Genomic DNA, 24,783 nt, shown 5'->3' with positions numbered 1-24,783 from the left:
CAGCACGCTTTCTTTAGGACATGGACATCTCGAGCTATGTCTACGGGCTCTTCAACATCATGGAGGGCATCGCCTGGATCTGGGTGGCGTACTTCCTGATCTCACGCCGGTCCCAATTCGACCGGAAAAAGGTTTTCTGGGTCTTCCTTTCCGCTCCCGCCTTCTGTGCCTTTGCGATTTCTGATTTCATTGAAGCGCCTCAGTTTGGCGAGAAACTACCCGACTGGCTGTGGGCCTTGAAGCTAGTTTCCGGCTTCATCGTCTTCCTCTCCCGAGTCTGCTATCTTGGTTCCAAGAGAAAGGCCGAAGCATTGAAGACCGCACTGCTGGGACTTATTCTCCTCGGAATCGCCCTTTGCCTGATCTTTCTATTCTAACAAATTGCCCCCCCCCCCCTCTCGGCCGAGCACTACGCGTTGTTCAACTGGGTGGAGGGGGTCCTGTGGATTCTCATCGCGTGCTATCTCTGGGCCCGCATCCGGAAGCTCGAGTCCTCCCGACGCAAATGAGCTTGGCCAGCGGTTCCCTCCTTCGTCTTGTTCGGAATTTCAGATTTTCTCGAGGCTCCCTATCATGGCCACCTCCCCTCATCCCTCTGGGGCCTCAAAGCAATTCGCGAAAACCACAGAAGAGCTTCGAGCGCTCGGGTGGCAGCGCGGGAACATGTTCATCGTTGTCCAGAAAGTCGTGGAGCAGCGCAAAGAGCTCTTCCTTCTCGCGGCTTCTCTTCATGCGAAACTCGAAGTCATCATCCAGTCCCGCGATGATGTAGTTGAGGTAGCGCTTCATCTTTTGCACATGCTTCTTTTCCTCAAAGCCCTGCCGAAACTCCACTCGGGCTCGGGCAGTTTCCTCCCAGAGGATGAGAATGTAGTTGAGCAGCTGGCGGCGCTCCACGGGCTCCGGTTCCTGACCCGAAAAAGCGGCTCGCAGTTGGGGAAAAATCCACGGATTGCGAATCGCCCCACGCCCCACCATCAGTCCCGCGGCCTCGGTCTGGCGGAGATAGCTTTGCCCGGTCGCCACATCGACCACATTGCCATTGGCCACCACCGGGCAGGCCAAGCGCTCGACCGCCGTCCGCACCACATCGACATGGACCGGAGTTTGATACCGCTCTCTGACGGTGCGGCCATGGACGCTCAGCATGTCGATCTCGTGACGGGCAAAGACTTCTAACAGCTCACCGAATTCCTCCTCGCTCTCGAACCCGACCCGGGTCTTGACCGTGAACCAGCGCTCCCCGCACTGCTCGCGCAGTCCGCCTAACAACCGGTGCACCTGCTCCAGATCGCGCAGCAGTCCCCCGCCCGCCTGCTTGGAGCAAACCACAGGCGCCGGGCACCCCAGGTTGATATCGATTCCCGCCACTTCCTCGTGCTCTAACAGAGCTGCAGCGGTGCGACGCATCTCGGCCACGTCCTGCCCAATCATCTGGGCGATGGCGGGCCGACCAGTGGGATTTTGCAGGAGGCTTGCGAGAATATCCTTTTCCAAAGTGGAGTGGATATGGACGCGAAAGTACTCCGTGATGTAGAGATCCGCCCCTCCCCCACATTGCATCAGGGTCTTCCAAAACGGCAAATCCGTCACCTCCTGCATGGGGGCGAGAACGGTGAAAGGCTGCGGTAGGTCGACCATCGCGAAAGCTATGGCTCAATTCCCTGCCCTTGACGAGCACGGGATGCTTCTTCAGCGCTCCCCCCGGGGCAAGTTGGTCTCGCGCCGCACCTCGTGCAGCACTTCCTGAGTAGTCATCACATTCGCGTAGCGGAACTTCAACACCCCCAGCGAGGCGTCGTGCAGCTCCTGCGAAACCGTCGCACAGGCATCATCCACCACCGTGACGAAGTAGCCCAAGTCACAAGCATCGCGCGCGGTGGTTTCCACACACTCGTTAGTATAGACCCCCACCATATAGAGGGTCTCGATGCCCATGTTCTGCAGCACGAAGTGCAAGTTGGTGGAGGGGAAAGCCCCGCTCGCGGTCTTGTTGATGATGATCTCATCACCCACCGGAGCCACTTCGGGCAAAAATTCGGCCTCCTTCGATCCCGGGGCAGCCAATAGACCCAAGCGCTTGTGCCCGCTGGAACGATCGCGCCCATCCTTCGTCAGCGCGCAGATGCGGCAATGGATGACCTCCAGAGAGGAATCACGAAACTGTTCCTGCAGCCTCCGCATATTTGGCATCACCAAATCCTCCAGCCGGGAGAAGTAATAGTCCCTGCCCTGCTTGGAAACTCCCGAAGCCTCGGGGTCAGTGAAGAGCCCATAACCCGGGGCGGCATCGAGATATTGCACATCGATGCAGACCAGCGCCGCCTTGCGCTCGCGCAGAGCCCGCGTGCGCTCGGGGTGACAGAGGAAGGCCTCAATGTAATCCGCCCGCTGCTCCCCTTTTCCCATTTTTAAATTGAGCATAATCAGGCTTCCTGGCTATCGGTGACTCCGGTCTCGGACAACTCTAACAGGGTCTCCATCAGAAGGTTGGTCCCTGCAAAAATGTCATCCCACGAGGTCCACTCCTGCGGCGAATGACTCTTTCCGCCCCGCGAGGGGACAAAGAGCATCACGGTCGGCGTGATGGTCGCCATCATCTGGGCATCATGCGCGGCCCCCGAGGGCATACGGCGATAGGCGAGGCCCAAGTCCTTGGCTTTTTCTTCCAAGACATCCAGCATCGGACGCGAACACGCCACGGGTTCGATCTCGCTCTCCACCGTGAACTCGAACATCAGATTGCGTCGCCGCGCAATGGCGGAAAGCGCGCGCCGGAACTGATCAGAGAGCTGCCGCAAAATCTCCGGATCGGTGTCGCGCACATCGAGTGAGAAGTTCGCCTCGCCCGGGACCGTGTTCGCCGAACCGGGCAGCAGTTCGGCCTTCCCCACCGTGGCCCGCGAACGCTCGCTCCCGTTTTCCTCCAGCACGCGATCAATTTGATAGGCAAACTCCGCCATTCCGAAAAAGGCATCCTGCCGCATGTCCATCGGGGTGGTGCCAGCATGATTCGCTTCTCCGCGCAGCGTCACCGACCACTTGAATAGACCGGTAATATCCTCCACCAATCCCACCTGCTCGCGAGCGACATCCAAGACCGGTCCCTGCTCAATATGCAGCTCCAAATAACACTCCAAACTCTTCGGATCCCGCACCGCCTCCAGCGCTTTCCAAGGATCCATCCCCCGACGCTCGAGAACGTCGGCGAGCTTCACTCCGTTTAAGTCCTTTGCATTGTGCAGCGTCTCGGGCGTGAGTTTACCAGTAACGGCCTGGGAACCAAACATGCCACCGAAACGACCCTCTTCATCGGAAAAAGAAATGACCTCCAGCGAGTGCTTCGGCTTGAAACCCGCCTCGTTCATCGCGTGCAAACATTCCAAGGCGGAAAGCACCCCGAGAGAGCCATCCAAAGTGCCCGCACAGGGTACGGTATCGAGGTGAGAACCAATCAAGATACGTGGCAAATCCGGCTCCCGCCCTTCCAACACCCCACTGACATTTCCGGCGCCATCGCGAGCAACCACCAGTCCAGCATCCTCCATTTCCTTCTCCAGCCAACTGCGCGCCTCCATGTCTTCCTGGGTGAAAGCCATGCGGTAAAGCCCTCCCACTTCCGGGTCCAACCCGATGTCACTCAACTCTTTAAACCGTCGCTGCAAACGAGGCAAAGAGACCTCTGCTCTCTCTTTAGTTTCAACCATCTCTATACAAAGCCCTCGCACGAATCGAAGCGCTTGGCAACGAATCGTCAGAAAAAATCCCTTGCACCTGCCCTGACATTTGTTTGGCTCTTTCCGCCCGAGACCATTGCGTTCTTCCGTTAGGACAGAATCTTAGACGTCACCACGAGCTATCTACCGACCCAAAGTCATCCTCACATTACTCGCCATCGTCTGCTTCGCGGACGGGGCCCATGGGAACCCTACTAGCTTTCTCGAGCCACCTTCCGAAACCACTGACGGCACCGTTTCGCTGAGCTGGTCAAAATCTAACAGCAACGAAGAAGGAGACACGACCTACCTCATCGAACACCTTCCCCCCTCGGGCGAGTCCTTTACTTTTTCCACCGGAACAGATCGCTCCACGGTCATCACTGGCATGGCGGAGGGCGATCACCGCTTCCGCGTGCAAGCGGCGGGGGCCTCCGATTGGTCCGCGCCAGCTCAAGTCACCAGCCACTACATGGCCCGCGAGAAAGTGAACCTTTTGCTCCTTCTCGGCGGCCTGGTCGTGCTTGCCACTGGGGCCGCCATCGTGCACGGCCACCTCACCTCCCGCTCCGAACCTGAAGAGACTTCCTAAATGCTTTTCGCCGCCTCCATCTCCCCCGCTACCGGGTGGACCGTTGTCATTTTGCTCAGCTTACTGTGGGTCGCTCTTGGGATTCATTGGGGGCGAAAGGCCAAGGACTCGGAAGGCTTCACTTTGGCCGGGCGCAACATCGGACTCGCGCTCGGCTCCGCGACCGTGATGGCGACTTGGGTCACCTCCAACACCATCATGCTGGCCCCGCAATTCGCCTACACCAAGGGCTTATGGGGAGTGCTGGCCTACGCCACCGCGTCATTCGGACTCTTTCTCTTCGCCCCGATGGCGATGCGAATCCGCAAGCTATTGCCCAAGGGCACCACGGCCGGCGACTTTTTCCACCTGAAGTATGGCAAAGCAGGTTGGCTCCTTTTCCTCATCATCACCCTGACCTATTCCCTTTCTTGGCTGGTCACCATGGCGGTGGCAGGGGGCGAGCTGCTCAACGTATTGACCGGCATCCCCTACCTCACGGGAATGTCCATCATTCTGCTAGTTTGTGTTCTCTACACCCTCTTCGGCGGACTTTATGCGGTGGTGGGAACGGACTTTATCCAAAGCCTCATTATCCTCCTCGGCATCGTGGTGATTGGGGCGCTGGTGCTGACCAATCTCGACCTCGACGACACCCACGCCCAACTGGCGCAACGCCAGCCGATGCTGTTGCAGACCTACATGCCGGTGGCGCTGTTGTCTTTTTTCAACATCATGTTGTTCGGCTTCGGGGAAGTCTTTCACAACAACGTCTGGTGGTCGCGCACCTTTGCGATGCGAAAGGGCGTTGCTCCCAAGGCTTTCATTCTGGCCGGACTCTGCTGGTTCCCCATCCCCATCGCGGCCGGTTTCATTGCGCTCTCCGCCGGACCGCTCGGGCTCAATGTCACCAACACCAATCAGGTCGGCCCCGCCGTGGCGCAGCATGTTCTCGCCGAGGCCGGATTCGGTCCTGCTGCGGGCATTCTCATTCTGGTGGTGCTATTTTGCTCCATCGCCTCGTCCATCGACTCCCTCCTCGCGGCCACCTCGGACCTCATCCTCAAGGACGTGCCCAAACATCTGGGTAAAGGCGATCTGCCCGAATCCAAATTCCGCCGCGCCGCCGCCATCGTCATCATGGGCACCGGCTTTCTGGCGTGGGGACTGTCGGTTCCACGCTGGCCTCTTTACGAAGTTCTCTACGCTTCAGGGCCACTCGTGGCAGCTCTCATCTGGCCGGTCATCGCGGGCATTTATTGGAAAAGCTATCGCCGCGGACTCGTTCTGGCAGGCATCGTGGCAGCCGCGACCTTGGGGCTCATCGCCTACTTCACCCTCGGATGGTATACCGCCTCTCTCATTTCAGCAGCCATTTCCATGCTCTTCTGTTTGACTGCCAAGCTCGCCGCGCGAGGTTCTCAACACGCCTCCCCCTCTCCTCAAAAAGCCTAAGACCTCCGCCGCTCCATGTTCTCCCCCACCGCCCTGCAGCTCATCATCTACGGCTCACTCCTCTGGACCGGCTTGGCCTTTGTCGTCTTAGCGGCCCTCTTCTTTCGCGACTTTAAAAACAAGAACCTCTGGTAAGCCATGAACGACTCCCAGCCTATTGCCGAAAACAAGCAGACGCCCTTCCTGTCCCCACCCCTCGACTCGGAGGCCACCCGGCCCGAGCCCTCCGGCCTGTTCAATAACAATCCCGTGAACCTAGCGGTCCTCGGAGAACTGGCGGGCCAGAATATTCTGAGCGCCACCCAGTTCACCTTCGACCAGGTAGCGGAACTCTGCAAACTGGCGGCCGTTCTCGAAAAAATCGAAATCTGGCCCTACCACCCCCTCGACGGAAAGATCGTCGTCACCGCATTCTTCGAGCCCTCGACCCGCACCCGCATCTCTTTCGAAAGTGCGGTTCATCGTCTGGGTGGCAAAGTGATTTCCATCGCCGACGGTACCACCACCGGACAGGCCAAAGGAGAATCACTCGGCGACATTGGCGAGATGTTCAACGCCTACGCCGACCTGGTCGTGATGCGTCACACCGAGACCACCGCGCCCGAGCAAATCCTCGACAACATGCGCATCCCTCTCGTCAATGCCGGCAACGGCTCGGGGGAACATCCCACCCAGGCTCTCGCCGATTGGTTCGCCCTCCTGAAGTGGAAACCCGAACTGGCCGCCCCCAAACTACCCGACGAACCCAAACTCCACTTGGGCATTCTCGGCACCCCGGGTTCCATGCGCGCGGTGAAGTCTTTCCTACTGCTCTCCCTCCTTTTCAAAGATCACATCGCCAAGGTCACCGTCATCTCCGAGATGGCCGACCCCTTTGGCGAAGACGTCATCAGTCACCTGACCGAAGCGGACATTGCCTATGAGGTCACCAACGACATTCAGGAAACGATCGCGGATCTGGACGTAATCTACATGAACTCCATCGCCTTCCTCGGCGACTCCTACAAGTCCTTGGATGCGCGCTACAAGCTGGATTCCAACAGTCCGCTCAAGCCCAACGCGGTCATCCTTCACCCTCTCGCCCGCCTCAACGAGCTCGATACCTCACTCGATAAGACCCCGCATAACCTCTACTTCTCGCAGGCCCATGGCGCGGTCTTCATTCGACAGGCCCTTCTGGTCGCCACCCTCGGCCGCCTCGACAGCCTCCCCGACCTGGAGCATGCCGGCAAACTGGCAGACCAAGACTAATTCTGACTTCTCAGAGAGCTCGAACCATCGCGACGATGCGCGGTGGGATCACGTTCTTTTCCCTTCCTTCTCCCAACCGACCCAAGACCTACCACCCCAACCCTAACAAACTCATGTGCGGAATCGCCGGCTTCTTCTCGACCAAACCCCTTCCCGACAACACCTCCGAAATTGTCGACGCCCAACTGGAAAGCATCAAGCACCGTGGGCCTGACAGCTTCAATGCCCACCTCGACCGCGAGCGGGGATTGGCGCTCGGGCATTCGCGGCTCATCATCAACGATTTCGAACACGGAGCCCAACCCCTCGCGACTCCCGACAAAAGCCACTACCTCACCGTCAATGGGGAGTTCTATAACTTCAAGCGCCACCGCTCCAACCTCATGGCGGAGAGCCAGCGTTTCCTAACCAAGTCCGATTCCGAAATTGCCCTCGGCCTCTATCGCAAGTTCGGCATCGATTTCCTGCAAGAGCTGCGCGGAGAGTTCGCCATCGTTCTTTATGATCAGGAAAGGGACGAACTCCTCCTCGCGCGCGACCGTTTCGGGGTGCGCCCACTTTTCTACTACGTCTCTAGTAACAAGGACACCCTCGTCTGGGGTTCAGAGGCCAAAGCGGTGCTCGCCCACCCTGAAGTGGAAGCTCGCCTCGATCCCAAAGCGGCCCTGCATCAGCTAATGCAAACCATCGTCCCCGGCATGAGCGCCTTCACCGGGGTGCACTCTCTTTCGCCCGGACATTTTCTCCGCATCCGCAAGCGCAACGGCAGTCTCGACATCACCGAAGAGCGCTACTGGGACTTCGACTTTCCAACCGAGGAAGAGCGCCCCAAGGAGGTGAACGAGCAAGATCAGGTCGAACGGATTCGCGAGGAACTCATCGATGCTATCGTGATTCGTCTGGAAGCCGACGTTCCGGTGGGCTGCTACCTTTCGGGCGGCATCGACTCCTGCTGCATTCTCGGTCTTGCCAGCGGCGCGATGCAGAGTCCGGTGAAGGCCTACACCATCTCCTTCGACGACGATCAATACGACGAAGCCCCCATCGCCCAAGAGATGGCCGAGTCCATGGGCGCGGAGCAGAACGTGATCAACCTGAAGGCCGAAGACCTTTACGGGCAGAACTTCATCGACACCGTCTGGCACGCCGAACGGACATTTTACAACACCCTCGGAGTGGCGAAAAACCTGATGTCGAAAAAGGTGCAGGAATCCGGCTATCGTTGCGTGGTCACCGGCGAAGGCGCGGATGAACTCTTCGCGGGCTATCCGGCGCTCAAGCGCGACATGTTCTTGCACGGCATCAGCCACGAACCCGCCAGCGTGCGCGCGGAGTATCAGCAAGCCTTGGAAAAGACGAACTCGCTTTTCAAAGGGGCCATCCTTTCCGAGAACGAGCGCATTCATCCCGCGTGGATGTCGCTGTGTGGATTCACCCCCTCCTGGCTGCAGCCGTGGATGGACACTCTCGACCTCGCCCGCCCTCTGCTCCATGACGACGTCGCGCACGAGCTTCGCGACTACGACCCCATCGCGGCCATCGCGGACCGCATCGACGGCTCCATGTTAGAAGGCCGCCACCCTCTCGATATTGCTCAATACACCTGGTCCAAATGCCAGCTGGAAGGCCAGATTCTCAACTGGGGCGGCGACCGCGTCGACATGGCCAACTCCATGGAATCCCGCCCACCCTTCCTCGATCATCATCTTGCGGAAGCGGCCGTGCACGTCCCACCCAGCCTGCGCATCAAGGGCAATACCGAGAAACACATACTGCGGGAAGCGGTCAAAGGCGTGCTTCCGGAGGTCCTTTACAAACGCGAAAAATTCGCCTTCATGGCTCCGCCCGCACACACCGATGAAGCTAAAAAGGCGAAGGTCGGCGAACTCATCTCCTCCTTCCTCAATGAAGACACCGTGCGCGACGCGGGATTACTCTCACCGGAGCGCGTCACCCAGTTCCTCAACGACTACCGAGCCGACACTGATCCCACTTCTCTCGTGAGAAAAGACGCCCTCCTCAATCACCTCCTCTGTCTCCACATTCTTCATCATCAGTTCGTAGCTTAGAACTTCCTGCTACTCGCCAGCCAAGTCTTCTGGATAAACTGCGCGGCCAGTCACATCAATGGCCATGGTGGAGGTCACCATGTAGAGAACGCCTTGATCGGTCGGGATGCGCTCGACCAAGGCGTGGCGTTGGGGTGGCGCGATGTCGGAGTTCTCTTTCACCACTTGGGACGGGAGCTCAAAAGCCGTTCCATTCTCGCCCAACTGAATCGGCTCCCCTCCTGGTCGATACTCAAAGCGCGACGACTCACGAACCCCGAAACCGTAACCCTCGGAGCTCACGGAATAGGTCAATCCGGTCCAATCGCTTTCAACATCGCCCTGAATCAAGGACACCTCGGCGCTTTCGCCCCTACGAGCAACTACTTCGGGCAAGGAGAGAACCTCCGCGTGAGGAGGCATGGCTTCATCCAGTTCCGCCAAGGTGAGAAAACCCTTCTCCAACAAAGCGATTTCGTCAGGAGAAGTAACCATCCAATTGCTAAAGATTTGTTGGGACGGAGCTAAGCCATAAAATGTCTCCATGAGTTGGTACAGCTCTGCAAGTTCAACGCGATTGGATCTCATTATTAATTGCGAACTAGTAGGAAAGAGCTCGACCGAAACTTCGTCTCCTCGCAGCCAACCAAAACGTTTCAATGTAGTTGAAATATCAGTCGAACCTTCGTCCGTCGCAACAGATTCATTCGGCGTCATATAGGGCTCTAAGTAGTTCTTGAAATTTGAAGGCAGCGCCCACTGTCGTCCCTGAATCGGACTCTTATTCGACGGGGGCAAGTCTGAGATTTTCACCAAATCAAACTGACCATCTTCCTTCCAATTCAGCTTCAGCCCGTAGGCGATCGCCAAAGTTTGCAGAGCCTGTTGAAAAGAACGGTTGGTGAGGTGAATGTCTTGTCGCTGGTCAAGCCCCTCCGGAACCTCGAACCGAAAATCCAAAGGCTCTTGTCGGGTCCGCAAACAGATGAAGGTATACTCCTCCAGCAGGGCATCCAATGCTTCCTCAAAGGTGGCCTGAGGGACTTTCAACTCGGGAAGCGTGAAATCACCCAGGTCCTCCACCTTATGCTCTCCAGGCTCGAAGTTAGGAGAAGGAGTGACCATAGCCCGCAGGTGGTCCGCGCGGGTCTTCGATGCCTGCTGCCGTCCGCTAGCGGTCATCTGCTGAGACTTGGTGGAAGGCGCGCGAACGTTCTTTTCCTCCTCCCTGTCTCTGCTGCTTTTGAAAAACAACAGCAATGCCGAGAGCAAAACCAACCCGGCTACGATTAACCAACGTTTGGACATATCTCATCTATGGATAGACAAACTACTGCTGTCGAGCTTCAAGAAGCTAACATAAATGCTCACGCAGAAACGCGGCGACCTGTTCACGATACTTTTGCGAGAAAAATTCGGCCCCGCCATGGCCCCCTTCGGGAAGAATCTCGACCGTGACCTCTTTTTGATTTTCTTGGTAATAGGCGACAATGCGGTGCGCCTGGTCGACGCAAACCTGCGGGTCCTGTTCACCGTGAATCACGAACAAGGGAGGGGCGTTTTCACCCACGTGATAGGCGGGACTGGCCTGCTGGGCGAGAGACTCGTTTTCACTCACGGCGGAGCCTAACAACTTGTAGACAACAGACCCCGGCTTCTCGGTTTGTTCGGGTTGACTCTGCGCGCGAAGAATGAAGTCGGTGGCGCCATAATAGTCCACCACCGCATTCACGACCGAACTGGCCTCGAGATTGCCTCCAATGACTCCCTCAAGAAAATCATCTCCTTGCGCAAGCCCTGCCATCATCGCCAAGTGCGCCCCCGAGGAAAATCCCACCGTCCCTATCCGCCCCGCATCATAGCCATACTCTGGCGCATGAGCCCGCAACCAGCGAATCGCACCTTTGGCATCATGAAGTTGGGCGGGAAAGGTCGCCACATTGGTCAAACGATACTGCACGGTAGCTACCGCGAACCCATAGCCGGTCAGCCATTCGAGCCCCGGACGCTTGTAGGTCCCGTCGCTCCAACCGCCCCCATGAAAGAATACCACCAAAGGACAGCTTCTGGTCCAAAAAGGAAGATACAGATCGAGACAGAGCTCCCGCCCCTCGACCACCGCGTAAGTTAAATCACTATAAGTCGGCCCCTTGATCATTGCGGAAGCAATCTCCAAAGAACGAATCACTAAACCTAACAACCTCCCCCTCATCACCCTTGCAAGATATCCATCACTTCGCTTTCCGAGATTCCCGCCGAGCCCGCATCGCCGTCGACGAGGGAGTCGATGAGTCCCCGCTTTTTCTCCTGCAGAGAAAGGATCTTCTCCTCCACCGTGCCGCGCGCGATGAGCTTGTAGCTGGTGACCACCCGGTCCTGTCCGATGCGATAGGCACGGTCCGTGGCTTGCGCTTCCACTGCCGGGTTCCACCACGGGTCGACGTGAATGACGGTGTCGGCCGCAGTGAGATTGAGACCCACGCCCCCGGCCTTGAGCGAGATCAGGAAGACGGGGATGTCGTCATTTTCTTGGAAGCGCTTGACCACTTCGCCCCGATTCTTGGTCGAGCCGTCAAGGTAGCAGGACTTCCAATCCCGCTCGGCCAACATCGGAACCATCGCTTGCAGGAACTGCACAAACTGGGAGAAGACCAACACACGGTGGCCGCCTTCAACCGCTTCTTCTAACAGCTCCTCCAACAGCTTGATTTTCGCGCCCACTTCCTCTTCCTGCAGACCCGTTAGGCGCAGATCACAACAGGCTTGGCGCAAGCGCAGCAAGGAGGTCAGGGCAATCATGCGCTTCGCGCCGCCTTGGGCATCGGAAACCCGCTGACGGCTTTCGCGGAGGATGGCTTCGTAGACTTCGCGCTGGCGCTTGCCGAGCTCGACATAGCGCACTTGCTCGATTTTCTCGGGGAGCTCGGTGGCGACCTCGGTCTTCATGCGACGCAAAAGCAAAGGACGCAGACGCCGGGACAAGCGCGCCCGCAAGGCAGGCTCCTCGCCTTTGCTCATGGGCTTTTCATAGCGCTCCGCAAAGTCCGCCCGCTTGCCGAGATAGCCCGGCTGGACAAAGTTCATGATACTCCAGAGGTCCTTCACCGAGTTCTCGACCGGGGTTCCGGTGAGCGCAAAGCGGTTCTCGCCACTCAGCCGATAGGCAGCCTTCGAGACCTGCGCCTCGGGATTTTTGATCGTTTGCGCCTCATCCAAAATCACGGAAGTGAATCCCCACTCCTGCCACAGGTCGCTATCGATTCGCAGCAACGCATAGCTGGTCACCAGCACATCGGCGGCCTCGCCCTGTTCCTTCAAGACCTTCTTCCGCTTCGGACCCTCGATGGCGAGCGCCTTCATCTCGGGGAAAAACTTTTCCGCCTCCGCCACCCAGTTGGACACCAGCGAGGACGGACAGACCACCAGTGATTGACCACCGGTGGCATGAAGGAAGGTCAAGGTCTGCAGCGTCTTTCCCAAACCCATATCATCGGCCAGAATGCCACCCATCCCGATGCTGGAAAGCTTGAGCATCCACTCCACCCCCACCCGCTGGTAACTGCGTAGAATCTTCTCTCCCGGACCCAAGTCCCAGTCCCACTCCTCAGCCTTCCAAGGCTCCTCGCCCACCGCGCGCAGCACGCCGTCCTTAACCGCCTCGCGCAAGTAGCCGGCCTGGGCGGCATTGATTCGGGTGACTCCCCCGCCGGTCTGCTGGCCTTCGAGGTCGCGCTGCAGCTCCTCCATCTCGCGCGCGACGGACTCCTCCATCACCACCACGCGACCATCGGGAAGCGTGCGCTGCCCGCCTTCCCCACCTTGAAAAATTCGTCGCACTTCCGCCGCCGCCAGCGGGTTGCCGTTGCTGGATCGATAGCCCAGACTCACCCCGAACCAATCCTCCCCGCTGCTGGTAAAGCTCATCTCCGGCGAAACCTCCACCACCTGGCTGGCGGCATGGCGATAACGCTCGCCCTCGCGCACCAGCCAATGGGCGGGCACCTCTTTCCGCCCGTAGGCGTGGAAACGCACAACGTCGTCCTTGTCTTTGATGGCGAAGTTGGAGCGGACTTTTTCGAACCCCCACTTGCGCAAAAACTGCCGTGCCGCGACCTCGGCCTCCTCGTCGCGAAGAAACGCTTTCCCGCTACTCGATTCCTCGTAGTCAAAGGCCAACTCCGCCTCCAAGTGATTGAGCGAGCCCTCGAGCGTCAATCGAATGGTCGGCGTCACCACCACCGGCAGCGAGTCCTCCACCGCCGACAAGTCGAAGCACCGTTCAAGAGCCGCGCGATGCTTTCCCGCCGCTTCCAGCGAAAGACCCACCGCCCAGACTCGCTCCAAGCCGTCCTCTAGCCCCACCCCCACGGGCCACAACTGCGCCGTTGTGCCGCCCTCCGGTCCCAGCCACCAGGCTCGACGACCTTCCAACAAGGGAACGCCCCCCGCGAAGTCGACAAAGACCCGGTCACCCTTCTGTCGAACAGGCAGAGGACGTCTGGATACCTGCACTCGCAGTGGCTCCTTTTTTCCCAAGCCCACGCGACCATGACCGCCCAAGCCCTCGAGCAAATCCAGAAACTCCTGCGGGCGCAAAAAGCCTACCCCAGGAACTTCCAGCGGAGAAAGATTTTGCAAGACCTCCAGCACCGCAGCGTCCGACTCGCTCACAAAGAGCAATTCCGAACCAGCCAATGCATTTAACATCACCGTTTCGCCAGAATCCAAGTCCTCGACCTCCACCCCCACCATCAGTTGCCCCGCCTGCCAGCTGCGCTCGATATTGAGCGGGAGCATCACGCGCAAGCGAACGGGCCGCGCTTCCTCTTTCTCCTCCACCGTCCACTGCGGCCAATCGGGCGAAATCCTGGGTCCGGTCGCCACCGGTGCTTTCTCCTCCTTGGGTTGGGATTGCGGGTCGAGAGTCTCCAACGCCACCGCGACGACGTGCGCACACACAATCCCCATCTTGCGCGCCGCATAGCAGCCGCACTCGTTGTCAACATCACTAACAGAACGAATCACAAGCTTGGCTTTGCCCGTCTTTCCCGCCCCCGGCACCTTGCCCTCCAGAATGCCCCCCCGATAGCTCGCCTCGCGCACGACCCCCGCCCGCCAGACGCCACGGGCCTCCTTCATCACCTTCCACCCCGCCATGTCCATCAGGACCTTCTCCGATAATTCAATGCTCATTACACTCCGGCAGCCTCGCGGGCCTCGGCGAGAAATTTGAGACTGTTATGCTTTGCACACCAAGCCTCAATGTAAGAGAAATCGATGGGTTCATGAACCTTGAGGACCGAGACCACATCGTCGAAATCCTTTTGTCTCTTTCCTCCCTCTGCCCAGCGCAGCTTTTGGACGATCACATCTTCAACGCGCGGGAGGTAAGTAGAAACGCCCTCGTGATAGTCAACCGCTACCCGATGCTCGAAACGTGTTTGGTCGAATTCATCATCGCTCAGATGGAACAATTCGATTTGGAAAGAACTCCCCTCGACATGGAGCAGCTCCTTGCGGGTGGCCGTCACCATCTCAAAAAAGCTCTGCTCATCCATCCGGATTCCAGGCGGCAACTTTCTAAAAAGAGTCGCCAGCTTCTGGGACTCAACTTGAAGAACCAAATCCGCATCTTTGGTAGCGCGAGGAATCCCGTAGAAGTTTGTCGAATACGACCCAACGAGCATATGAGGGATCTTCAGCTCCGCAAAAAGCCGCAACAGAGATAATAGCGCCTCGTCTCCCGTCATGTTCCTATTGAAGTAAGACCCGCCGGGTAAGCTCTCTTCGACACTGCTCGTCCGTCCATTCTGGATGGTGAAAGCGAATGCCTCGAAGACTCATGGCACACGCTTCTTCAAAAAGCTCCGCCCCAGCGCGAAGCTTTTCGGCACCACTCATTCGGCGCGCCTGCTCGACCTTGCGAGCATCGCACTCCGCCGCTTCCTGGCGAATCTGTTCCGAGGTGATTTCCACGGGAGCAATTTAGAACGAGGGCCCACAAAGCTCAATGCCCAATTCGAGCCTGTAGACCCAATTCAGACTCTCCCTCGACTCCCTATTGCCAATTGCTGCTTCGCAGTTTAAAAGCCGCGGCATGAAGCTTCTTTCCCTCGCCATGGCCTTGCTCCTTGTGGGCTGCGCTATGAATACGGGCAAATTCGTCCCCGAGGCGAAGCAGTCCCGGTTGCCCGATCTCTTCGAGCGCGACCAATACAACCGCCTCGTTTCCCTGCGGGATTACGGCGCCACCAATTACCTCCTTGTCTTCTTCTATCCAGAAGCGGACACCCCTGGATGAATCAAGCAGTGTAAAGTGCTGGAGTCTTCAGCACAGAAACTTTCCGCCGCCCGCGTCCGCGCCTTGGGAGTCTCCATGGACTCGATCTCGAAGCAGCGTGCATTCGCCGACAAATACAATCTGACCTTCCCCTTGCTCTGCGACGTGGATGGCTCGATGTGCGATGCCTTTGAGGTGCCGCATCCCAACAACAGGCCCGCACGATTCAGCTACCTCTTTCACAATCAGAAGCTTATCTGGGTCGACCACTCCGTCACCCCGACCAAGCACATTGATCACGCCCTGGAGGCTGTGGCCAAGCACCGGGCTGGCAAGCTGAACTGAAGCAGAGTTTCCGACTTTCACTCACGAATCCTCCATCGTCCCGCACACGGGTTTGATGGGGGATTTTTTTTGGGGGGCAGGGTGCGCGAAACGAGCAGAAAGAAGTCGGGATGATCCCCCCCTTTCGGGTCCTTGCAGCACAGGACTCCGAACAGATACATATCTTCCGAATCAAAAATCCAAATATTTGCAATCTCTCGTAAAGAGCTGAAGCCAAGGGTGGTTGAAGGTTCAGATAGAGGGAGAAACCCATCCACAAGCCTGCGATCTGAGTCGAGCATGCGTTTTTCGACAGATTTAGCTTAACTTTTCGATTTCGGGGGGTATTTTGCAATGAGTTGAATACACAATGAATTTACAAAATAAATCAACCCGCCCAGCACAGGGGTCCGGATTTTCTCTGGTGGTGACTATCACGATGTTGATTTTACTCTCATTGATTGCAGTTGGGCTCCTGTCACTGTCTTCAACCTCCATCCGAAGCTCTCAAAATGGGACCGCGAGAGCAGAGGCCCGGGCAAACGCCCGTATGGCACTGATGATAGCGGTTGGTGAACTCCAGCAATATGCCGGCCCCGACCAGAGAGTGACCGCGACCGCCGATATCGCCGGAACAGCTTTGGGCGAACCCTTGGCCAATGGCGCCAGCCCGGGCAACAACACTTCGCTGGACGGAACTTCGAAGGGGCTAACTGGCGTGCAGGCGGGGACCCGCTATTGGACCGGCGTCTTTGCCAACAATGACGACCCCTCTCTCATCTATGAAAAGACCCCCAGCCCCGAACTGCTTCGGTGGTTGGTCAGCTCCCCTACCGACAATGGCAACAACGCGGATGTCAATCCTGCCAACTCACGCTATCAGGTCGGCAACAACGGATCGCCCGCCGATTCGGACGCCGCAATTGTCCTGGTGGGAGCCAATACCTTTGGCAACAACGGCGGGACCATGGATTCCTACGTCTCTGCGCCGCTGGTTCCCATTCGTTCAAACGATGGAACGGTCAGAACGGGAGCCTATGCCTGGTGGGTCGGCGATGAGGGAGTGAAATCCCGCATCAACATCAGCGAACAAACCGAGTTTCCGGACGATTACGACACCCTGACCGCCCAGCGCCGGGGTTGGGAGTCAACCGATGAACTTCCCGGTTACCCCACCCCGAGTGATGCCGAGCAAAGCCGTCTCACCAGCATCATCACCCTGCCGTCCAGCGAGCTTTTGCTAGGCAAGCCCCAGGCGGGTCAATCCGGCGGGGAAACTCTCTTTCATTCGGCCTCCACGACCAGCCGCGGCTTGCTGACCAATACTCTCGAAGGAGGGTTGAAGGTCGACCTCACCACCGGCTTGGTCAACGGGCTCTCTTCCAGCCCTCCATCCGACGCCTACGACAATTACCCCATCCAAGGCGGACGAGTGATTCCCCAGGCAACCGGCACGCCCTTCTCCCGTCTCGATAACCTGACCTGGGACCACATCAGTGACTTTGTGAATCGAGCTGAAAACCTCGACGGAGGCGCTTTGATCGTAAGCGGCGATGGCGGCGACGATTCCATCAGCATAGCTCCCTCCATCATCGACGTGCGCCTTCTGTTAGGCGTCAGAACGGTCAAGCAATCCGAGACCCAATATCGCGTCTATCCTTGCGCCAAAGTTGCCATCACCATCGCCAATCCCTACTCCGTGCCATTGAAGTGGGAAGATGATCTCCAGTTTCAATTCAAAAGCCAAACTCCAACCGGCAACTTGCCCGCCCGGATCTGGCAGCACAACTCCACCTGTATATTTTTCCCTGCGGATGAAACCCTGACCCGGACAAGCCGCGAGGCAGCAGTCTTTAACCAGGCGGTTTTCACCATTCCGGCCGGGAGCTTGGCCCCGGGAGAAGCCTACGCTTTCACCAATTCCGGCAAGGTCGTGCGAACTGCCAGAACCGCCACACGCGCAATCAGTGTACCCATGGCCCCGGTCGACTCGGTCAATCCATTCGACTTCAATAGTTGTCTTGAGCTGCAAACTACCGCCGTCATGACCCTGCCTCAGAAGCTCGATATCCGCGAGTCTTGGCAGACCACACTTGTTGCCCTCGAGATGAGGACCGAAGACAACTCCCGCGGCACATTCCTGAAACGCATCGAACGCTTCGAGCTCGACAACGGCTACTGGAATCCGACCGCCCGCAACTTTGACCGCAGCGTCACCCCCAACCTCACCGGTCCGGTCCCCTTGATGCTCTATGCCTTCCAGATTAGCCAGCCGGGGATGGACTATATCAACCTGATGCCTCGTGACTACGAGCTCGGCCAACGAGGATCGACCTTGCGCACCTTCGCAGACTTCAACCTGCAAGCCACAAACTTCAGCAAGCCCATTGCCAGTTACAATCCCCCTCCTTTCTTTATGGAAAGTAACGATAGCGCAGCCCTACTCCCCTTTGTCGCCCCAGGTGGCGACACGGGAACCGGCTTCACCCGCAACCTGGGGCTCAACCCGGTCCGCTGGGGTTACTCCAACGTGCGGGGCTCCGAGTCCACGATCCTTTACACCGTCCCCCGTAGCTTCTCCTCTCTTGCCCAGTTCCAACACGCCGATCTCACCAATGATGAAGAACGGGTCTCGATCGGGCACCAACCTGCCTATGCTGTTGGCAACTCCTACGCCACCCCCTTCGTCAAACGCGATTCCATCAGCGAGTTGAGAGCGGATTACGAGCTCGTCGGCGCGCCCAATCACAGCGGTGCCACCCAGCTGCGACGCACCTACTTCGACATGGCTCACATTCTCAACTCCTGCTTGTGGGACCGATACTACTTTTCCACCTTGGATCAGAGGTCGAGTACTCCCCGCAATCCGAACTTGATTCTTGCTGACTCATTGCAAGATAGCAGCGCCCTTTCCGATCCGTCTTTGGTAGCAAAAGAATTGCTCGTGGAAGGTGCCTTCAACGTCAGCTCTACAAACGTCAATGCTTGGAAGGCCTTGCTTTCCTCCACCCGCTATCGGGTCCATCCCACCACCGGAGAAGAATCCAGTGAAGCCAGCTTCCCTCGAAGCCTGGAACAAATTGAAAGGCCCTCTACCCCTCCAACCGGAAACTCGGATGACTCGTACGCCGGCTACCGTGTTCTCACCAACAGCGAGGTCGAAGAACTCGCCACAGAGATCACTCGCCAGGTGCGGATGCGTGGACCCTTTCTTTCCATGTCACACTTCGTCAACCGCGCCTTGGCTGACATCTCCGATAAACCGGCCCTGAGCCGAAGTGGAGCCCTGCAGCAGGCCCTGGACGAGAGCGGCGTCAACATCAGTCACACTGGAGCACGCAATGGCTTTTCCGGCATCTCGGCCAATCAGGACCGGGTTACCCTCGCGCACAAAAATGGAGCTCCCCGCGCCGACCTCGATGGTAGTGACACCTCGGACCGCCCCTCGGATTTCAGCCGTCGGAAAAAGGACTGGGCCGTCACCTCGCGGGACAACAACTTCGGCGCCGTAGCCAGCATCCTCGCGGATGATGAAATGCTCTACGACTCCACCACCAGCAATGAGCAGGGCTACCGCTCGACCGCCATTCCCGGCTGGATGACCCAAGGCGACCTCTTGCAAGTGCTAGCCCCTTCTCTCGCAGTCCGCTCGGACACCTTCACCATTCGAACCTGTGGTCGTTCCTACAGCCCTGCAGGAAAAATCCTCGCCACCGCCTATGCGGAAGCTACCGTGCAGAGACAGATCGAATATCTGGACCCATCCGATCCACCCGAAACCGCACCTTCCAAACTCAACGGCACAAACATAACCTTTGGACGCAAATTCAAAATCATCTCTTTCCGCTGGCTTTCCGAAAATGAAATTTAACGTCGCACTCCCGGCATTCCTTGCTCTCTTCGCCGCCTCCTTGCTCCCTCTCTCCGCACAGGGTGAAGCCAAGGTCGCCATGACCGTCGACCTCGTCGCTTGGGGCGACACCATCGAAGGACTTAGCCTGAAGACCGAAGGCAAAGGAGAAACCCTCACTGCCCTTCCCTTTACCTACTCAACACCTGCCAGATACACGGGACCTGCCCTGATGGAAGTCCATCAAAAAGGCGGTTCAAACAGCTCTGGAAATGACGAGGAAATCTCGGCGGAAGATGCCGAGCACGAGTCCAAACCTCTGGTGGTGGAACAAAAGCCCGAAGACTTGGAAGACCTCTCGAAAAGTAAAGATCCCATCGTCCGCGAACTATTCCGACGCCGCGAAACCGAGCCCAGTCTCGTCGCCCTCGTCAAGCTCCCCACCAACACCAAACGCGCCACCGTCCTCTTGGCTCCTGCGGGAGGAGGACTCTATCAACCCTACGTGATCAACGACGACCCCAGCAAACTTCCCCCAGGTAAGCTAAGGGTTCACAACCTCTCACCCTTCGACATCTCGATGCGGTTTAGCGGCAAACAAAAAGCAGACCTCAAGCCCGGCCGGGACAGCGTCATCAATGCAGCCAATGGACGAGCCGTCTACGAGCTCTCCTACAAAGGTCCCAAGGGATGGGAAATCCAAGAAAACAATGTGATCCCCGTTCGCCCCACCGAGCAGACTCAACTCATCGTGCTGAAAAGCGACAACTCTTACTTCCTTTCAAGCGACGGGGCTGCGGGAGGTTTCATGCAGATTGTGATTCTGCGCCGTTCAGCCTCCTAGGCTCCCTGCTTCTCATCTCAGCCGCTTGACGTTCGTAGGTCGAAAGGCCCTGCTCATCGAGAATGCCAGGTAAGAGATCTCCAAAGGCATTCACCTCGGCCACCACGAAGTGGTCCAACGAGGGCGCGGCCAGCACATCGATCCCCAGGGTCAGCATGTCAGGAAAGAGCGAAGCGGTCTTTCGACAAAGTTCTAACAGCTCCCCCCAGGCCTCGCCCATCGCCTCTTGAAAGGCTGCGGTTTCTCCTCGCTCGTTTCCGAGGTGCAGATTGGTCAGCGGACCTTTGCTAGCGCGCAATATCCAATGGGTCGGCTCCCCCGCGATCGTCACCACGCGCAGATCCACAGTCCGCCCCCGGAACCCTGCTTTTGGAAACCAGCGTTCCACAATCGCGTCCTGCCAACAGACCGTGTCCACGATCAGCTCGACCTCCTTACGCCTGGTGTAAGTCCGCACCCGCAGCGAATTGTAGCAAAGCCCATTCTCAATCTCGATCGGCGCGGTCGCTCGCAGTTCTTCTCCCCGACGTTGCAGAGCGATCACGCCCGAAGCCGACGACCCCGAGCGAGGCTTGATGAAGACGCGCAAGCAGTTCGTCTCGGACATTTTGGCGAGAACGCCTGCTAAGTTTTCTGGCGAATAAGCCACTCCTCTCGGACGAGGAATATTGCCATTATTGAAAAGAAAATGGCAAAGAACCTTATCGAAGAGTTTGCCGATCGATAAGCCCGAGCTCCACATGAAGACGCCTTCGTTCTTCGCCAAAACACTGAGGCGATCAAGAAGCTGTTGCCATCCCCACAGCCACTGTCTCTGCAAACGCAAGGCCCCTCGATCAAACTGGAGCTGATCAATGTCCTCCCCACTCAAGGCACCGGGAAGCTGAGACCCCAAGCGCAAGATCCCCTTTTCGACCTCCCAATTCTCCCCCGGCGATTCGATTCGCAAACTCTCGGCCCACTGCATCGCCTCCTGCAAGCGATCCGGATTGGTCAACACCTCCCGCCACTTGGTGACTCCCCATCCCCGCCACTAAACAGGGCTGAACGAATTTTTTTCCTATTCCTAATATAGAGAAGATGAAATCTTCCTCTATATGTCCCGCACCCGAAACACCTTGCTGTCCGTGTATGCAATTACGACCTTTCAACTACTGGGCCAAGCAATTTCCCCAGTGGTCGGATATGTCACCTCGGATCTGGAAGCCGGCTACAATCTGATCGCCTCCCCTTTCCACCAAAAAGACTCTCCCACTGCCAGCGTTCTGGAAAAACAACTCTTAACCGAACTTTGGCCCGCAGGCACGCAGTTTTTCCTTTGGAAAAACGGGCAATTTGAAACATTTCAGTACGATGGCTCAGGATGGTCAGATGATGAACTGAATGACCCTTCGCATTCCCTCTCAATTCTCCCGTGGGAAGGAGTGGTTCTCTGGGTCCCAGAGTCTTTCCAATTTATCACCTCCGGTCAGTTGGTTATTACCGATTTCTTATCCGACTTAAAGAATTCGTCGACCACCGCTGTCCAACCGACTCAATCCCGAGGTGGGCCTTACAGCAACGACATCCACTTTGTCGCCAATCCGAACCCCATTTTCGGAGCAGACTTTTCAACCCTAATCGGCCGAAGCCCTTCAGAGGGCGATGCGGTTCTACAAGTAGAACCCAGCGGAAGCCACCTCGTCAGCCGATTCGAAAACGGTGTCTGGATCGACCCACATGGCACCAACGAGGCCCCGGTCATACCCGAATATTCCTCCGCGTTTTTTGACCTATCCGGCAATCAATTCGAAGGCTTCTCACTTCAAGTTGTTCCCGAGCCCAGCTCTATCTTTCTTTTACTTTCTTCCTCCTTCTTGCTCGCGAAAAGACGCCGCGCTGAAAGCAAAGACTTCTAATTGCCCTCAAAGCTCAAACCGAACTTGTCCAAATACTTTTTCAAGCGGTCGGAATCATTGGGTTTGGCCCTCTTCAGCCGCGAGGCGGCAAAGAGTTCGCGGCCAGCTTCCGCGAGGGTTTTACTGCGCCGGCAGACCGCGAGAACGTGAGCGAGCTGGATGCGGTCGAAAGGATCGATCTCCGCCAATTGCTCCGGGGTGAGCAAGGAAGTGAGGTCAACGAGCTCAACGGATTCTTCCTGCACGGGACGATGCCAGCTGGCACGCAAACGGGCGACCTCCTCTTCGACATCTTCGACCCGCACTCGGCCGCGGGGCGCCAAAGTACCCATACGGATGACGGCGGCATTCAGGTCGCGGAAGTTTCCCCGCCACGGGGTGTCGGCGGAAAGCGCAAAGCGAAGGAAAGCCTCTTTCGCCTCCTTGTTGAAAGTCAAACTCCGCCCTTCCGACTGGGTGAAGCGTTCAATCTCGTAGTCCAGGTTGGGCGGAATATCTTCCCGCCGCTCGGCGAGTGCGGGCAGAGAGAAAGTCCATAGCTGAATCCTCGCCAAGAGGTCTTCCCGAAACCGCCCCTCACTAACCGCTGCACCCAAATCCCGATTCGTTCCAGCAATCAGTTGAAAGTCGCTCTTCACCGGACTGTCCGCCCCCACTGGCAAAAAGGTTTTTTCCTCCAAAGCCCGTAGCAGCATCGCCTGCTCATCCAGTCCCAGTTCCCCGATTTCATCCAGAAAGAGCATGCCCCCATGGGCGGTGCGCAAGAGGCCGGGCCGATTGGCCTGCGCTCCAGTGAACGCCCCTTTACGATGACCGAACAAAGTCGAGGCCGCCGTGTCGCCAGTGAGGGTGGCACAGTTGACTTCCACAAACTCTCCTTCCAAGCCCGCCCGCTCATGCCGCAACTCATAGATGCGCTTGGCCAAATGACTTTTTCCCGCACCCGTGGGACCGGTCAACAGAATGGGGGCCTTGGAACGAAGCGCGACTTGCTCGATACGCTCAATGAGGCGATTGAACTTCTCATTTCGAGTCGCGATTCCGCTTTTCAGAAAGTCCGTCGTCTCTAACAGCTCTTTCGCAAAGCGACTGGTCAACTCGTCATAGCGCGAGAGATCAAGGTCGATGAAGGAATACCGTCCCACCCCCGAGTCCCCCCGCCGCAACTTGCCAAAGGGAGGCGCGGTCTGAATCATGCGCCCCGGCAAGTAGCCCGCCTCATTGAGCAGAAAGAGCGAAATCTGGGCCACGTGGGTGCCCGTGGTGATGTGGAGAAGATAGTCCTCCTCCCCGAGGCGAAAGTCCTGCTGCTTGGCCCAGTCAAAGAGAGCTCCATAAACATCCGCCAAGTCCCAGGCATCGCGACCAAAGGACAACTCGTGAATACGCACCTCGGTCTCGGGCGAGACGAGCCTGATATCCGCCGCCACCTCTTGCGCCATTTCTGCGAACTGCGGCTCGGTCAAGAGCTCGAAGCGGTCGATCAGAAGGTCCTCATGCTGAAAGAGCGACACCGTCGGACGCCAGCCACTCCAACGCCCTGCGCTCGAGCCCCGATCCAAGCGAGTCCCCAGCAATCCCATCGCCACCGTCTTCTTCACCGCCACAGGCTACCACTCGCCAATTTTCGAGAGCACTCTTTTTTTCGCAAGCCTTGGGACCTTCGCAATTCTCCGATTCGAACGAGTCAGTCGAAGCCCCCATCCAACCGACTTGCGAAATCAGGGATGCCATCTACTTTCATAATGAACTATGAAAAATCTCCAAACTATCGCTCTGATTTCTCTCTCTTTGGCAGCCACCTCCTCTGCCGACATCGTTCAAAAGAAGGTCTCCTATACCAGCGGCGAGACCAAGTTCGAAGGCGTCCTCGTCTATGATGACGTTCTAACAGAGCCCTCTCCCTCTATTCTCATGGTTCCCAATTGGATGGGAGTCACCGAGGCAGCCATCGAGAAAGCAATCGAAGTCGCTGGCCAAGATCGAGTGGTTTTTGTAGCTGACATGTATGGCGTCGACGTCCGACCTGCAGATGCTGGAGAAGCAGGCAAAGCAGCTGGCGCGGTCCGCGCCGACCGGGCGATGATGCGGTCGCGTGCCCAGCTGGCGCTCGACACTTTTCTCCAGCAAGAAGCGCCCACGGACAAAGAGCGCACGGCCGCGATCGGCTTTTGCTTCGGTGGAGGGACTGTTCTCGAACTCGGTCGCACCGAAGCTGACCTGGATGCCATCGTGTCCTTTCACGGCGACCTCGTTTCCCCCACCCTGGAAGATGATGCGGCCAAGACCAAAGCGAAAGTCCTGGTTCTCCACGGAGCGGCCGACCCCTTCGTCCCCCAGGAAGACGTCGCCCAATTCGAGCAAGCGATGCTGGCAACCGAGGTCGACTGGCAACTGGTTCAGTTCAGCAATACCGTCCACTCCTTCACCGATCCCGAGGCCAAGATGACGGGTAAGGCGGAATACAATGAAACTTCCTCCAAACGGGCATTCACCTATATGGACAACCTCTTCTCATCGCTCTTCACGAGCAAGGAATAGAAGAT

At 57.6% G+C, this 24,783-nt stretch carries 20 protein-coding genes and 1 pseudogene; 11 read left to right on the top strand and 10 right to left on the bottom strand.

Translation table 11 applies throughout. The features are described 5' to 3' along the window. The first annotated feature begins 20 nt into the window (after nucleotides 1-20). A complete protein-coding gene (locus IE099_RS03420) occupies nucleotides 21-377 on the top strand; it encodes a hypothetical protein (RefSeq protein WP_189567360.1) in 357 nt (118 codons plus the stop codon). 226 nt (nucleotides 378-603) lie between these two features. Here IE099_RS03420 and IE099_RS03415 read toward each other — a convergent pair whose 3' ends face one another. Genes IE099_RS03415 through IE099_RS03405 form a run of 3 tightly spaced genes read right to left on the bottom strand, consistent with a single transcriptional unit; the run spans nucleotide 604 to nucleotide 3,707 of the window. Further along, nucleotides 604-1,641 carry a tRNA dihydrouridine synthase gene (locus tag IE099_RS03415; RefSeq protein ID WP_229809369.1) on the bottom strand — a complete coding sequence of 346 codons (1,038 nt, stop codon included), beginning with the start codon at nucleotides 1,639-1,641 and terminating at the stop codon, nucleotides 604-606. 51 nt (nucleotides 1,642-1,692) lie between these two features. Beyond that, nucleotides 1,693-2,424 carry a cysteine hydrolase family protein gene (locus IE099_RS03410; protein WP_189567359.1) on the bottom strand — a complete coding sequence of 244 codons (732 nt, stop codon included), beginning with the start codon at nucleotides 2,422-2,424 and terminating at the stop codon, nucleotides 1,693-1,695. Between the two features lie 2 nt (nucleotides 2,425-2,426). Beyond that, on the bottom strand, nucleotides 2,427-3,707 hold the full coding sequence (locus IE099_RS03405; RefSeq protein ID WP_189567358.1) for a Zn-dependent hydrolase: 1,281 nt from the start codon (nucleotides 3,705-3,707) through the stop codon (nucleotides 2,427-2,429). Nucleotides 3,708-4,104: 397 nt separating this feature from the next. Between IE099_RS03405 and IE099_RS03400 the strand changes: the two genes are divergently transcribed. From IE099_RS03400 to asnB, 4 genes are all read left to right on the top strand, one after another. Beyond that, nucleotides 4,105-4,308, top strand: coding sequence for a hypothetical protein (locus IE099_RS03400; protein ID WP_189567357.1), 204 nt, complete (start codon nucleotides 4,105-4,107; stop codon nucleotides 4,306-4,308). Then, nucleotides 4,309-5,742, top strand: a complete 1,434-nt coding sequence (locus IE099_RS03395) for a sodium:solute symporter family transporter (protein WP_189567355.1) — start codon at nucleotides 4,309-4,311, stop codon at nucleotides 5,740-5,742. 138 nt (nucleotides 5,743-5,880) lie between these two features. Continuing rightward, nucleotides 5,881-6,993, top strand: coding sequence for an aspartate/ornithine carbamoyltransferase family protein (locus IE099_RS03390; protein ID WP_189567353.1), 1,113 nt, complete (start codon nucleotides 5,881-5,883; stop codon nucleotides 6,991-6,993). A 113-nt stretch (nucleotides 6,994-7,106) separates the two neighbouring features. Continuing rightward, nucleotides 7,107-9,062, top strand: a complete 1,956-nt coding sequence (gene asnB, locus IE099_RS03385) for an asparagine synthase (glutamine-hydrolyzing) (protein WP_189567563.1) — start codon at nucleotides 7,107-7,109, stop codon at nucleotides 9,060-9,062. Between the two features lie 9 nt (nucleotides 9,063-9,071). Here the strand turns inward: asnB and IE099_RS03380 are convergent, their stop codons facing one another. From IE099_RS03380 to IE099_RS21130, 5 genes are all read right to left on the bottom strand, one after another. Further along, the gene (locus IE099_RS03380) at nucleotides 9,072-10,223 is read right to left on the bottom strand and encodes a hypothetical protein (protein ID WP_189567351.1); all 1,152 of its coding nucleotides are present in this window, start codon (nucleotides 10,221-10,223) and stop codon (nucleotides 9,072-9,074) included. A 172-nt stretch (nucleotides 10,224-10,395) separates the two neighbouring features. Further along, nucleotides 10,396-11,229: an alpha/beta hydrolase gene (locus tag IE099_RS03375; RefSeq protein ID WP_189567349.1), complete on the bottom strand. Its 834-nt coding sequence runs from the start codon at nucleotides 11,227-11,229 to the stop codon at nucleotides 10,396-10,398. Nucleotides 11,230-11,252: 23 nt separating this feature from the next. Next, the gene (locus IE099_RS03370; RefSeq protein WP_189567348.1) at nucleotides 11,253-14,234 is read right to left on the bottom strand and encodes a DEAD/DEAH box helicase; all 2,982 of its coding nucleotides are present in this window, start codon (nucleotides 14,232-14,234) and stop codon (nucleotides 11,253-11,255) included. Further along, entirely contained in the window at nucleotides 14,234-14,728 is a 495-nt protein-coding gene (locus tag IE099_RS03365; RefSeq protein WP_189567346.1) for a hypothetical protein, read from the bottom strand. Before IE099_RS03365 ends, IE099_RS03370 begins: the two co-directional genes overlap by 1 nt. Nucleotides 14,729-14,795: 67 nt before the next feature. Continuing rightward, the gene (locus tag IE099_RS21130) at nucleotides 14,796-14,942 is read right to left on the bottom strand and encodes a hypothetical protein (protein ID WP_377047606.1); all 147 of its coding nucleotides are present in this window, start codon (nucleotides 14,940-14,942) and stop codon (nucleotides 14,796-14,798) included. A gap of 196 nt (nucleotides 14,943-15,138) precedes the next feature. Between IE099_RS21130 and IE099_RS03360 the strand changes: the two genes are divergently transcribed. The 4 genes from IE099_RS03360 to IE099_RS03345 all read left to right on the top strand — a co-directional run bounded on the left by IE099_RS03360 (nucleotide 15,139) and on the right by IE099_RS03345 (nucleotide 20,339). Continuing rightward, nucleotides 15,139-15,342 (top strand): thioredoxin domain-containing protein, encoded by a 204-nt coding sequence (locus tag IE099_RS03360; RefSeq protein WP_189567343.1) that lies wholly within the window; start codon nucleotides 15,139-15,141, stop codon nucleotides 15,340-15,342. A 15-nt stretch (nucleotides 15,343-15,357) separates the two neighbouring features. Beyond that, entirely contained in the window at nucleotides 15,358-15,666 is a 309-nt protein-coding gene (locus IE099_RS03355; RefSeq protein WP_189567341.1) for a redoxin domain-containing protein, read from the top strand. A 529-nt stretch (nucleotides 15,667-16,195) separates the two neighbouring features. Beyond that, nucleotides 16,196-19,516, top strand: coding sequence for a hypothetical protein (locus tag IE099_RS03350; protein ID WP_189567339.1), 3,321 nt, complete (start codon nucleotides 16,196-16,198; stop codon nucleotides 19,514-19,516). Further along, the gene (locus IE099_RS03345; protein WP_189567338.1) at nucleotides 19,506-20,339 is read left to right on the top strand and encodes a hypothetical protein; all 834 of its coding nucleotides are present in this window, start codon (nucleotides 19,506-19,508) and stop codon (nucleotides 20,337-20,339) included. Before IE099_RS03350 ends, IE099_RS03345 begins: the two co-directional genes overlap by 11 nt. Here the strand turns inward: IE099_RS03345 and IE099_RS03340 are convergent. Next, nucleotides 20,302-21,345, bottom strand: a pseudogene (locus IE099_RS03340) (STM4014 family protein); the annotation flags it as partial. The gene IE099_RS03345 and the pseudogene IE099_RS03340 sit on opposite strands and share 38 nt — an antisense overlap. 91 nt (nucleotides 21,346-21,436) lie before the next feature. Here IE099_RS03340 and IE099_RS03335 point away from each other — a divergent pair. Beyond that, nucleotides 21,437-22,237, top strand: a complete 801-nt coding sequence (locus IE099_RS03335) for a PEP-CTERM sorting domain-containing protein (protein ID WP_189567334.1) — start codon at nucleotides 21,437-21,439, stop codon at nucleotides 22,235-22,237. Here the strand turns inward: IE099_RS03335 and rtcR are convergent. After that, complete coding sequence (rtcR, locus tag IE099_RS03330; protein ID WP_189567332.1) at nucleotides 22,234-23,838, bottom strand: RNA repair transcriptional activator RtcR; 1,605 nt, start codon at nucleotides 23,836-23,838, stop codon at nucleotides 22,234-22,236. The two genes, IE099_RS03335 and rtcR, sit on opposite strands and share 4 nt — an antisense overlap. Before the next feature lie 151 nt (nucleotides 23,839-23,989). Here rtcR and IE099_RS03325 point away from each other — a divergent pair, with 151 nt between their 5' ends. Then, nucleotides 23,990-24,778: a dienelactone hydrolase family protein gene (locus tag IE099_RS03325; protein ID WP_189567330.1), complete on the top strand. Its 789-nt coding sequence runs from the start codon at nucleotides 23,990-23,992 to the stop codon at nucleotides 24,776-24,778. The last annotated feature ends 5 nt before the right edge of the window (nucleotides 24,779-24,783 follow it).

The sequence above is a fragment of the Roseibacillus persicicus genome, from assembly GCF_014651675.1.
Lineage (GTDB): Bacteria > Verrucomicrobiota > Verrucomicrobiia > Verrucomicrobiales > Akkermansiaceae > Roseibacillus > Roseibacillus persicicus.
This window is presented reverse-complemented; position numbering and strand designations above follow the sequence as displayed.